7 protein-coding genes and 7 pseudogenes are annotated in these 11536 nt (G+C 60.7%); 8 read left to right on the forward strand and 6 right to left on the reverse strand.

The annotated features are described in order from the left end of the window. Window positions 1–205: pseudogene (locus EOA13_RS39480) on the forward strand (hypothetical protein); the annotation flags it as partial. 1120 nt (window positions 206–1325) lie between these two features. Further along, window positions 1326–1742 (forward strand): hypothetical protein, encoded by a 417-nt coding sequence (locus EOA13_RS35415; RefSeq protein WP_063169404.1) that lies wholly within the window; start codon window positions 1326–1328, stop codon window positions 1740–1742. Between the two features lie 238 nt (window positions 1743–1980). Here EOA13_RS35415 and EOA13_RS39650 read toward each other — a convergent pair whose 3' ends face one another. From EOA13_RS39650 to EOA13_RS35430, 3 genes and pseudogenes are all read right to left on the reverse strand, one after another. Then, window positions 1981–2472, reverse strand: a complete 492-nt coding sequence (locus EOA13_RS39650) for a cytochrome c (RefSeq protein WP_244514239.1) — start codon at window positions 2470–2472, stop codon at window positions 1981–1983. A 41-nt stretch (window positions 2473–2513) separates the two neighbouring features. Next, window positions 2514–2747, reverse strand: a complete 234-nt coding sequence (locus EOA13_RS39175) for a hypothetical protein (RefSeq protein ID WP_127312611.1) — start codon at window positions 2745–2747, stop codon at window positions 2514–2516. Window positions 2748–2756: 9 nt separating this feature from the next. Next, window positions 2757–3036: pseudogene (locus EOA13_RS35430) on the reverse strand (DUF411 domain-containing protein); the annotation flags it as partial. A gap of 801 nt (window positions 3037–3837) precedes the next feature. On the opposite strand from EOA13_RS35430, the pseudogene EOA13_RS39180 reads away from it, so the two are divergent. The 4 genes and pseudogenes from EOA13_RS39180 to EOA13_RS35450 all read left to right on the forward strand — a co-directional run. Then, window positions 3838–4042 (forward strand): annotated as a pseudogene (locus EOA13_RS39180) (isopenicillin N synthase family oxygenase); the annotation flags it as partial. Between the two features lie 8 nt (window positions 4043–4050). Further along, window positions 4051–4320, forward strand: a pseudogene (locus EOA13_RS35440) (pyridoxal-phosphate dependent enzyme); the annotation flags it as partial. A gap of 278 nt (window positions 4321–4598) precedes the next feature. Next, window positions 4599–4762 (forward strand): annotated as a pseudogene (locus EOA13_RS35445) (thioredoxin domain-containing protein); the annotation flags it as partial. 41 nt (window positions 4763–4803) lie between these two features. Next, entirely contained in the window at window positions 4804–6258 is a 1455-nt protein-coding gene (locus EOA13_RS35450; protein ID WP_063169408.1) for a glutamate synthase subunit beta, read from the forward strand. A 69-nt stretch (window positions 6259–6327) separates the two neighbouring features. Here the strand turns inward: EOA13_RS35450 and EOA13_RS39185 are convergent. The 3 genes and pseudogenes from EOA13_RS39185 to EOA13_RS39190 all read right to left on the reverse strand — a co-directional run. Beyond that, a pseudogene (locus EOA13_RS39185) lies at window positions 6328–6522 on the reverse strand (DUF459 domain-containing protein); the annotation flags it as partial. Window positions 6523–7703: 1181 nt separating this feature from the next. Continuing rightward, window positions 7704–8012, reverse strand: a complete 309-nt coding sequence (locus tag EOA13_RS39655) for a helix-turn-helix domain-containing protein (RefSeq protein ID WP_236473435.1) — start codon at window positions 8010–8012, stop codon at window positions 7704–7706. Between the two features lie 157 nt (window positions 8013–8169). Next, window positions 8170–8616, reverse strand: coding sequence for an extracellular solute-binding protein (locus EOA13_RS39190; protein WP_236383562.1), 447 nt, complete (start codon window positions 8614–8616; stop codon window positions 8170–8172). A gap of 1057 nt (window positions 8617–9673) precedes the next feature. Between EOA13_RS39190 and EOA13_RS35470 the strand changes: the two are divergent. Beyond that, window positions 9674–9895 (forward strand): annotated as a pseudogene (locus EOA13_RS35470) (insulinase family protein); the annotation flags it as partial. Between the two features lie 57 nt (window positions 9896–9952). Next, complete coding sequence (locus EOA13_RS35475) at window positions 9953–11011, forward strand: class I SAM-dependent methyltransferase (protein WP_024504268.1); 1059 nt, start codon at window positions 9953–9955, stop codon at window positions 11009–11011. The last annotated feature ends 525 nt before the right edge of the window (window positions 11012–11536 follow it).

The raw sequence follows: 11536 nt of genomic DNA on the forward strand, positions 1-11536 counted from the left end.
ATGGTTGACCACGCTTTTCAAAGATCGTGAACTACATCTCCTCGTTGTGCTCGACGCACTCCGGACAAGTAACCTCATGGGCGCGGCATGCAGGATTAACCGAGCCCAGCCGGTCATGAGTGCGGCCTTGCCGGGTCGGGCGATAGGCAGTCATGCCCTGCCCTTCCTGCGGGTCAAGCACTCCGAAAAAACATTTCCCCCATAAATGCTAGATCTTCCGTTGCCTTTTCGCGTCACAGGCCGTCAAACGCCCGGCCGTTCACAACAGTGATCCGGCAAGTGTTTGGCTGCGCGAGACGATGCTGCAGGGAGTCGTCCTGCATGGCACTTCGCTATGATGCTGCGGTGCCGTCTAACGGCGCCTCGTGCTTGAACGCACTGAACGGCCACCGCGATCAAAATCGATGGTTCGAGGACCGTTGATCATCACCCCGCCAGCCTCGATCTTGTTTGCCGCCACGAGAGCGACACAGAGACTGCTGGTGAAGATGCCCGCCTGCCCGCTATGTTCCGGATGGTTGACCATCCCGGATGGACCCATCGAGGGTGTCAAGGCGAGCATGAGCACAGGCGCGAACAGTTCACGGGCAGGCGCGACGGTGGCCGCAAAGCAACGTCGCGCCAGCATGCGATCTCAGCAGGATCGGCACCATCCTGTCAGGGAGCAATGCGAGTGGCTGGCTTAGCCGCTGCGACGCTGCCCGGCATCGCGTTCAATTGATCTGGCGCCTTAAATGCAGGAAGGCTTCGCGGCCGGTACGAGGCGCATCCCTCCTCCGAAGCAGCACGCCCAAGTATCATCACAAGCCCCGAGCGCCCGCGTTCGGCGATGTCCAATTTCCGACAATGTCGGAATACAGTCAGATCTGCTGGATTGACTTTAAATGGTTTTCTCATTTGGCACAGCGCATGCTGGTTATCCGGAAACACGTGACCGACCAACAAGAAGTCGCATGACACAACCGAAGCCATCCATGTCTGACGGGCTGCCCAGGATACCTACTGCGACCGCGCTTGCCCGGTGACGACCGCTCCGGCTCCGCCCGTTACCGACGAGGCAAAGTGACGGATTTCCTGCGTTTCAACGACATGGAGGTGGTTGTCATTCCCGCTGGGGGACAGACTCGGCCTGTTCAAGGCATTGCGCGAAGGCGGCAAGATGACGGCCACCCGTGCGCGAACTCAAGGAGCGCAGCCTGTATCGTGTATCAGGCAAATAGGCCGTCGGTCAGTGACCTTGACACAGGGGACATGCGCAAGGTCCTGAAGTTTGATGCAGCGATAGAAGGGTGCCAATGACAACAATAGCTTACAGGAACGGAACCATGGCTGGCGACGGCCGAGCCTTGGGTTTTGACTCAGTATCCGTCGGTGAGAAAACGAAGGTGTTTCGCTTATGCGACGGCACACTCATCGGCGTTTCCTCTTCGTCCTTGGGTATTCCAAAGGCCGTTCGAGACTGGGTTGAGAAGGGCATGGATGTTTCTGATATTCCTGTGCCGCGCAACGACGACAATTTTGAATTTGAGGCGCTGATAGTGCGCAAAAATGGGGAAGCCGTATTGTTGGACGGCAATTGGCTGCCAAGTGATCCCGTGAAAGGTGAATATTATGCCATCGGGAGCGGCAAGCAGTATGCTTTGGCCGCGCTGGTTTTGGGCAAGTCAGCTAAGGAAAGCGTCGAAGTTGCCGCGAAACTCGACGTTTGGACTGGTGGCACAGTCACTGCCATAACTCACTAAACCCGCCTTTCGGCGGGAGTGTGACAGTGCGAGCGTGGAAGTAGGGCGCCACCCCGGGGCACGTCGAGCCCTGTCATGTGAGCTGGTCCATAAGCGCGCGAAAGCGTCCAGTTGTGGCCAAAAGCACGATTTGCGACAGAACCGGCCCGCTTCTATGAGTATGGGCCGCTTTTTGCGGCCAGCGTGCTTGCCATCCTGCCGCCAGTGGCCGTCGCCTTCTTCTTCCAAGGTTACCTCGTCATGAAGTAGAGCACCACGATCTTGTCGGAGAGATCGGAAGGCGGACGGCCCTTCCGTCCGCGTCGGCCAGTTCGAAAGGCGGCGCGGCCTGCTCGTCGATCGCCTGGAAGAACCTCTCCGCGCTGTCCCTCATCTTGTCGAGATCGGCGCCCGGATGGTGGGCCAGCGCGGAGGTCCCGAGGATCAGCGCCAGAAATTGAATCGCAAGCGACGGTTTCGCTTTCATGGACAATGCATTCCGGTTGGGGGCGTTCGAGGGCTCCGCGGCTAGGATTGGTCTCACTGTGTCTGCTCCCGCTCCCGGCGGCTCATCTGCCTGATAGGCGCGTTCCCGCTCGGGCCATGTGCTTTTGATGAAGGCCAGAACGGCCCGGATCTCCTCGTCGGTGAGGACATTCCCGAAGCCCGGCATGTCGCTCTGGTAGCCGCCGCCGACGACCGCGGCCGGTCCCGGCGCCGGCATGCGTCCCGAAGGCAGCGGGCTTTCCAATCGCGCTGACCTTCGCCTGGCTAAAACCGTCTTGCCTAGCGCTATCGCCGCGGCCGGGGCGCGGCCATCCGGTTGGCGAGCCAAGGCAATGTCCAGACCAATCCGAGGCCTGCCGCGGCCACGCATCGATAAGAGGACCGACGCCCTTCTCCTTTGCCGCCGCTGGAGAACAGGTATTTGATCAGCGCGGCCGTCCCGAGGACGAGCACGACGACGACAAGCAGCCACACCAGGCCCGTGCCGAACATCATCATGCCGCTCATGCATTCCATCATCGAAGCCTCCTATTCCGTGGCGTAGATGCCGCCGGTCGCGTCAGACTTTCGGATTTCGAGAATCTCGAAGGGCGCTTCCTTCGTGCCACTCATGCCGGGGGAGCCCATCGGCATGCCGGGCAGCGTCATGCCCTTTGATGTCGGGCCGCTCGGTCAAGAGCTTGTTGACCGTGCCGACCGGCACATGGCCGCTCACCACATAGCCGTCGATGAACGAGAGAAGGCAGCCATCGGCTTCCGGCGGAATGCCCTCTTCGCGGCTCATGGCGAAAAGGTCGTGAGTCGGCCTTGACGGTGATTCCTGGAAGGCCGATTCCAAGGCGAGCTGGCTTGAAGGCCGCGGTCCGGATGGTCGACTAGGCAGCTTGGTTCCACGATCGCAATGCTTGATCGCTTCATTGCAGGCCATGGGCTCTCGCCCCCTCCTTTTGCCACACGAGGCGCCAGCTCACGTGTTGTTGTTGGCGTGCGCCCCGGCAACCGCTTTCACCAGCCGCTCCAGCGATCCCGCGCGCTCCAGCTCCGCAAAGAATGATGCGGCGTGACGCTACCCAGCCGGTGCTTCTCGGCCTTCCAATTAAACTGTCTCGACGAAAGAGCCGTCTCCGTTGCTCCGGTCTCGGTGTTGAGTTCTCTAAGGCTGCGCCACACCTTGGTCCCCACGCCGGCAAATGATCTCACTATGCAGCCCGTGCTCGCACGCTCTCAAACTAATTACCGCTGCTGCAACACGCCGCCTGGCGGCCTGCACCGAAAAGCCGACAGGGGTGCATCTGAATAGCCGTGAACCCAGGTCTCAAAGACCATCCGGCGCGACGAGCGGACGCACCGCACGTGTGACACCCGCCTTGTGGGGCAGGGTTGCCTTTCTCAATCCCGGCGTTGGTCGGCGTCCCAATGAGCAGCAAGCTATTATCGGCCGCCGAATCTTAGTGGCTTCGTCGAGAGCCTCAATCAACCAAGCGGCGAAAGCCCCGCTAGAGTCTCCGCCCGCCTGTCGCTATGAAGCAGTTGCAGCCAGCGCTGCTTCAGGCGCATGAACTCGCCCGATGCAATGATTTCCGTCGCCCTGGGTCTTTCGAAGGGCACTGTTTCTATTCCCTTCTTCTTCGGCGCGCGGCTTGATGCCGACATACGGTTTCTTGACCTGCCGCCTGAACTGGCTGCCGAAGCGGGTGCCCCGCCAGCGACCCCGACAATCCCCTGTTCCGCAACTGCTGAAGAGCCGACTGCGCTCGCATCCCGATATTGCGCAACGGCACTATGCCGACATTCTGGAGACCGCAGCCGCATGAGCCTCGAGATGTTCCGCCGACCGTCGACAAAGGCGTCCTCTCGCCTGCGTCCGCCATTTGTCAGTGCTCGATCTGATTGGGGAGACGCCGGTCGTCGAACTGAAGAGATTCGATACCGGCAGGTGTCGTCGCTTCGTCAAGATCGAAAGCCAGAATCCCGGCGGATCGATCAAGGATCGCATTGCGTTGTCGATGATCGTTAATGCCGAACAGCGTGGCACGCGCGGGGCGGTACAATCATCGAAGCGACCGCTGGCAACACAGGGCTCGGCCTGGCCATCTGGCGGCACGAAGCGCGTGATCGCGTGTCCAAAAGCTGACAGCGTCAGACAAATGTCAGGTTCATTACAACCAACATCTGGGCACTGACGAGGTTTTTCGAAGCAATGGGCGCTAACTGCGCGCTGAGCGCGTTGGCATGGCTTTTGAGACTGAGTGACTGTGACTGCACTCAATGGGGCAAGACGAGCGATGCGCTCCTCCCTGAACCCGTGTGCCGTCTCTGAGAGGAAACCAGCTCGTGCAGAAACCTTTGGAAATAGCTTTGGACCGCAACGTGGTATTGCAGATGGAGTCCCCGGCTCCTTCGATTAGAGTCGAGAACTGGCTGCATGGCGAGCCCCTCACGAGCTTTGAGCCCGGCAAGTGTACATAGTCGAATTTTGGGCAACTTGGTGCGGCCCATGTGTGGACGGGATGCCCCATCTGATCCAGCTGCAGGGCGTCGCCAGGCGCACCATCTGGACAGCAGGAACTGGACTATGGGCAAGGTAACAGGCTTTCTCGAAATCGACCGGCAGGTGCACAAGTACCAGCCGGCCTCCGACCGCATCCGGCATTTCCGCGAATTCACGCTGCCGATGTCCGACAAAGAGGTCGAGAAACAGGCCGCGCGCTGCATGGATTGCGGCATTCCGTTCTGCCATGGGCCGACGGGCTGCCCGATCCACAACCAGATCCCGGACTGGAACGACCTCGTCTACAATGGCGACTGGGACAATGCGATCCGCAACCTGCATTCGACCAACAATTTCCCGGAGTTCACCGGCCGCATCTGCCCCGCACCTTGCGAGGAAGCCTGCACGCTGAACCTCGAGGACATCCCCGTCGCCATCAAGACGGTCGAGCAGGCGATCGCCGACAAGGCTTACGAGACCGGCCATATCAGGCCCTATCCGCCGGAGAAGAAGACCGGCAAGCGCGTCGCCGTCATCGGCTCCGGCCCGGCCGGCATGTCGGCTGCCCAGCAGCTCGGCCGCGCCGGCCACGACGTCCATGTCTATGAGCGCGAGAGCCGGCCCGGCGGGTTGATGCGTTACGGCATTCCCGACTTCAAGATCGAGAAGCACTATATCGACCGGCGCATCGAGCAGATGCAGGGCGAGGGCGTCACCTTCCATTGCGGCGTCAATGTCGGCGTCGACAAGCCGGTTGCCGAGCTGCTCGCCGAACATGACGCCGTGCTTTATTGCGGCGGTTCCGAAACGCCGCGCGCGGCCGGCATTCCCGGCGACGATCTCGGCGGCGTGCATGACGCGATGCCCTATCTGGTGCAGCAGAACAGGCGTGTCGGCGGCGAACCGATCCAGTCGGTGGCGTGGCCGTCGCATCCGATCCTCGCCGGCGGCCAGCATGTCGTCGTCGTCGGCGGCGGCGACACTGCCTCCGACTGCGTCGGCACCGCCTTCCGCCAGGGCGCGGTGCGCGTCACCCAGCTCGACATCCGGCCGCAGCCGCCGGAAAAGGAAGACAAGCTGTCGGTCTGGCCATACTGGGCGACCAAGATGCGCACGTCATCCTCGCAGGCCGAAGGCGCCGAGCGCGAATTCCAGGTGGCGACGCTTGAATTCATCGGCGAAAACGGCCAGCTGACCGGGGTCAAATGCTGCGAAGTCGACGAAAAGCGCAAGCCGATCGCCGGCACCGAATTCGTCATCCGCGCCGATCTCGCGTTCATCGCCATCGGCTTTGCCGGGCCAGCCGCTCGCGGGCCGGTGTCGGAACTGGCCGGCCAGATGAAGATCGCCATTGACAGCCGCCGCTCGAAGAATGTCGAGGCCAATGACCGGGACTACAGGACCAGCGTCGAAAAGCTCTATGCGGCGGGCGACGTGCGGCGCGGCCAGTCGCTGGTCGTCTGGGCGATCCGCGAGGGCCGCCAGGCGGCGCGCGCCATCGATGAGGCGCTGATGGGATCGAGCGTGCTGCCGCGCTGAGTCCGTCTCGAGACCCTACTTGTGCGGCCACCTGAAGGCGCTTTCCGCCCTTCCGCTGCCCCGGGCAGCTTACGGACTGATCGCCGTGGTCGTTTCGGTTGTGGCCCCGGCCGCAGGCTGCCGCCTTGGCGGCCAAGAAAAATCGTCGGCGCGGCCGGGCGCAGCAGCGGGCGCCTTGCCCTCGACGACGAATTTTTCACCGGGCCCGTCCGGCTTGGCCGGCGCTGCGGCACCGAGAAGTTCCGAACCGCCGTCGAGTGCCGGTGATTGCGAGTCGGCGTCGGTAGCCGGGTCGGCGGCCTCAGTCTTTTCCTTCGAGGGTGGACTACGTTACTGGCCAGTACCGGCAACGCATCGAAGGAACTTTACAATCATAAAGGTACGTCACTGGTCTCGCGGCTCACCTATGACGATCTAGACGCGCATTCGAGTCCACAATCCGACTGGCATTTTCGTAAAGGCCTCCTCGGTGCGGGCGGCATCAGGGAGGATTTTCTCATGACGAGGACTTCTTACGGAAATGGGGGGCTACTCAAACACATTCAGTGATCAGCGCGGGGGCGGCGTCAGCTATTTCACCGCCGATCTTGGATATAATTTCTTGAACTCACCGCGCTACCGCATCGGTGCTTTTGTTGGCAACAATTTCTGGCACGAGAGCTACGATGCTTTCGGTTGCACGCAGCAGGCGACCAACTGGGGAACCTGTGTGCCAACCGTCCCACCTACGTCAACCTCTCAGCCAGGACAACGATTGGCATTCGCTGCGACTCGGCTTGGCCGGGCAGACGCAACTCACCGAGCGACTCAGCCTTTCTGGTGACGTGGCGTTCCTCTTCACGCGGCTCGACGGCAAAGAGCAGCACCACATGCGCCCAAGATCAAGCTAATTCCCGAAGACGGCGATGGGCATGGCGTCCAGCTCGAGGCGGTGTTGCGGCCGTGGCGAATAACGGCACCGCTCATTTCGAAGAGGCAATGGGCGGTCGTGGTTCCCCGCAGGCCGACGATTGGAAGGCAAAGCGCTACGGCGTTTTCGTGCAGGCTAGCATCAAGTTCAACTGAGAGAGCAAGAACCGAGGAGAGCGGCGATGCCACTCCAGCTCATTACGATCATTGGATCAACAGAAGGAAGTTTTCCGAAGAGTTTTGCAAGCGTGCGCAAAGTCGCCAGACAAAGTTCTCTCGGTCCATAGTGTACGTGCCGTCACGCCCGTTCTCGACATGGTTGAATGATACGTCCCGCGCGATCGATCAAAGTCGTTTTTCATTGGTTTTCCGGAAATCGCGGGGAGCACAGCGTGCTGTGACCCTCGCCTGCTGGTTTTCTGTCAACGCGCAGATGAGGGAGAATGAGCGTACAGCAAAAATCATCAGTGCTGTCGCTTTCGCCAAAGCCCGCCGCAGCTAAACGGGGTCCCACGCCCGGTAGCGCCCCCTGCCGGTCACCTCACGGATGCCGAGTTCGGCACCAGCCCGAGCGCAGCGCGCTGGCTAATTTTCAGCTCGGCCGCGACCAGACCTGCCGACACCAGCGGCCGCGCCAGCACCAGCTCGATCAGCGCCGGCAGGCTCGAGTTTTTGCGCCGGTTCCTGAGCCGGCGCTCCATCTGGCTTTTGGCCAGCGCCTGGATGATTGCAAGGCTGAAACAGTCGATGGAACGCCCCTCCAGCGAAGCCGAACCGGACGAGGCGCGCGCGCCAGGTCCTTCGGCTGCCATCGGCACGCTGGGTTTAAGTGCTTGGGGTGACACGGCGTGATCTCCGCCGTTGGCGGGAACAGGGCAGTGCAATAGTACTGCCCTGTTCCTTTTGATCAGAGGCCAGTGCGGATTTCTTCGGCAAGCGCCCTCAACGTCGTCTCGACGTCATCGCCGTTTACCATCTTCTGCATCGCCACGGCCCATGCGTTCATGGCTTCGCCGAAGCCGACACGCGGTGTGAAAGCCAGCGCGGCTTGGTCCTGTATCTTTTTGAAGCTGTCAACGAAGTTGTTGAACTCGGGCTGCGAAGCGTACTTAGTCCAGGTGTCGTCTGCCAGGTCGACGTGCGCGGCGGATTGACGAGCTGGCCAGCAAGGGCACCCTTGAGCGCCACCTGCTTGGAGGTGGCCCACGGGATGAACAGCCAGGCCGTGCCCTTCTTTTCGGAAGCCGCGTTCATGGCGAGAGCCCAGATCCAGATGTCAGACTCCAAGCTCGTGGCGCTCGGTGCGTGCAGCGGCGGAGCGAAGGCGATCTTGCCGGATGCCGGCTTCCCCGCAACATCGTTCCAGAAGCCGAACATATTTGAGTCGATCGTCATCGCGCTGCGGCCGGACGCGAAGGAAGGAGCCGCGCACTTCTTGATCATGTCCACGTAATGTAGTCGTATCCAGCATCGGTAAGCTTCCAATCGCTCAGGTATTTGTCCAGCGGCTCCAGGGCGCCACTCGGAGCGAGGTCCTACGCGGGCTGAATGCCAGTGCCGAACACATCCCATGCTGGCGACTTCGTCGTCAGTTGGATCGTCATCTTGTTCCAGTAAGAATCGTCTGGGTAGAGTTCCGGCGTGACCTTGATGCCGGGTCAGCTTCTCGAACTCCGGAAATTGCGCAGCGAGAGCATCCGCATAGGGGTGGATGTCGTAGGCCCAAGTTATGCTGGTCCCTTCGAATTGACGCCAGTTCACGGTGTCGGCAGCGGCCGAATTAGTGAGCGATGCCGAGACGGCAAAAAACGCCAAGTCAAAAGCAAGCTGTTTGCGAAGCGACGCGCACCTGTAACGAGTACGGGGAATGAGCGACCCATGTAATCCTCCCTGGGGCATTTTGCCAATTTTTGGGTCCACTCCTCCATCCCGAGTTCGCTCATAGCCACAATAAGCGGTTTCCAACGAGCTCGCTCTGAATGCACCAGGCCAACTGGGTAAAAACGGGTAACCGGCACTAAAAGGCGTTGTAGTATCGCCACCAGAAATACTGCTCCGTGGTGCTGGCCTTTGCCTGGGGGCGCAACACGGCAACTACCCGCTCAAAACGGTTGGTCCTCTACCTCTTATTCACCGTCGCTTTCCTCGCGGCCTAACCCGGCCGGAATATCCGTTGCCAGAAAAAGGCCTCGCGGCCGGTTCGAGGCTCATCCCTCCTCCGAAGCAGCACGCTCAAGTATCGTCACAAGCCCCGAGCGCTTCGCGTTCGGCGATGTCCAAATTCCGACAATGTCGGATACAGTCAGATCTACTGGATTGCGTTTGAATGGTTTTCTCATTTGGCACAGTACATGCGGGTCATCCGCAAAACACGTGACCGACCAACAAGAGTTCGCATGATCACCTTACCACAACATACAGCCGCCGCGGAACAATCACTTGGCCCCTGATCGCCCACCCCGGCACCACAACCGGAGTCATCGATGTTCTGACAGGCTGCCCAAGGATACCTGCTGCAACAGGGCTTGCCCTGGTGACGACCACTCCGGCTCCGCCGGTTACCGACGAGGGCAAAGTGACGGATTTCCTGCTTTTCAACGGCATGGAGGTGGCTGTCATTCCCGACCACCGCGCCGGTCGTCACCCATATGGTCTGGTGCAGGATCGGCAGCGCGGAATGAGCCGCCGGGGATATCTGCATGTCTTCGAGCATCTGATGCTCAAGGCGCCTCATGACGAGCACGGCTCCGTCGCCTGGAGAGATTGAACCCAAAGGGAGATTCAGATGTCTGAAGCGAATCAGGAAAAGTTGGACGCATTCTTGGGGAAAATGGTCGGCGATCTCGGTGCGATCGCAACGGGCGCGGGAGTCCTGCTGGGGGACAGACTCGGCCTGTTCAAGGCATTGCGCGAAGGCGGCAAGATGACGGCCGCCGAACTTTCGACACGCACCGGCACCCAGGAACGCCTCGTAAGGGAATGGCTTTCCGGGCAGGCGGCGGCGGGTTACGTCGACTACGATGAAGCGAGCGACAAATTCTATCTCAACGCCGAGCAAGAGCTGGTGTTCGCTGATGAAGACAGCCCGGCCTTCATGGCAGGCGCATTCGAGTTCCTGTCCGCGCTGTGGCTCGATGAAGAAAAGGTGAGGCAGGCATTCCAGTCCGGCAAGGGCGTCGGGTGGCACGATCATAGCGCGTGTCTGTTTCGCGGTACGGAACGGTTCTTCCGTCCAGGCTACAATGCCAATCTGATCGACTCCTGGCTGCCGGCCTTGGAGGGCGTCGTCGAGAAGCTCGAACGCGGCGTGGACGTCGCGGATGTTGGATGCGGTCATGGTGCATCGACCGTGCTCATGGCACAGGCCTTCCCCAATTCGCGCTTCGTCGGCTTCGACTATCATGCCCCTTCGATTGAGCGCGCCCGCAAGGCGGCCGAGGTAGCCGGCGTCGGCGTTAACACGCGGTTCGACGTGGCGGCCGCCAAGAGCTATCCCGGAACCTATGACCTCGTCACATTCTTCGATTGCCTTCACGACATGGGCGACCCGACGGGCGCCGCCACCCATGTCCACGGATCGCTCAAGCCGGACGGCACGTGGATGATCGTCGAGCCGTTCGCGCATGATCATCTGGCGGCGAACCTCAATCCCGTCGGCCGCGTTTACTATGCCGCTTCCACTTTCGTGTGCACGCCCGCATCCGTGTCGCAGGAAGTCGGGCTCGCGCTTGGAGCCCAGGCCGGTGAGGCGAGGCTGCGCAAGGTTGTGACCGGCGGCGGCTTCAAGCGATTGCGTCGCGCCGCGGAGACACCGTTCAACATGGTGCTGGAGGCCCGCCCTTAGCGTGGCCGTCGCCAGAAATTGCAGCTCATCGCATTTGATGAAGATCACCGCCAAAAATCCGGACGCATCGGGCACATTTTCAAGGCGTCTGGGTTCACGCAGAGGTCGCTGCCGAGTTGTGTGCCAAGAGTCCCATACGTTGCGGCTCAGAAAGGACCCCACGCACGGCGACGAACATGCCCATAGCGATGGCCGCTATAATCACATATGTCCACCATGGCGCGTTCACAAAGCTGGTAAGCCACGTCGCACCGAACGCGCTTACGACAAAAACGAGAGCCTCGATAAAAAGACTGAGCCTGTACACATTCAGTCGTCTCATCCTCATACCACCCATCCAAAGACTGAGCTTGTTGCGCTACTGCGACAGAGCCTAACATATTGGAGAGTGCTCACTAGTCGACCGTGAACAATCCGAGCCCTAAGCGGCGACCGGCTTCGGCCGGATTTGAAGCAGGGCAATCAAGAGCGACAAAAACCCCTTCAGCCACCTGAGCAGGAGGGAGAAGTTGTAGCCGGCGGCGG

This window comes from Mesorhizobium sp. M7A.F.Ca.US.011.01.1.1 (assembly GCF_003998295.1).
GTDB lineage: Bacteria > Pseudomonadota > Alphaproteobacteria > Rhizobiales > Rhizobiaceae > Mesorhizobium.

Excerpts from the sequence above, each read along its gene's own strand:
- EOA13_RS35415 (WP_063169404.1), top strand. The coding sequence starts at position 1,326 with ATGGCTGGCGACGGCCGAGCCTTGGGTTTTGACTCAGTATCCGTCGGT.
- EOA13_RS39175 (WP_127312611.1), bottom strand. The coding sequence starts at position 2,747 with ATGATGGAATGCATGAGCGGCATGATGATGTTCGGCACGGGCCTGGTG.
- EOA13_RS35450 (WP_063169408.1), top strand. The coding sequence starts at position 4,804 with ATGGGCAAGGTAACAGGCTTTCTCGAAATCGACCGGCAGGTGCACAAG.
- EOA13_RS35475 (WP_024504268.1), top strand. The coding sequence starts at position 9,953 with ATGTCTGAAGCGAATCAGGAAAAGTTGGACGCATTCTTGGGGAAAATG.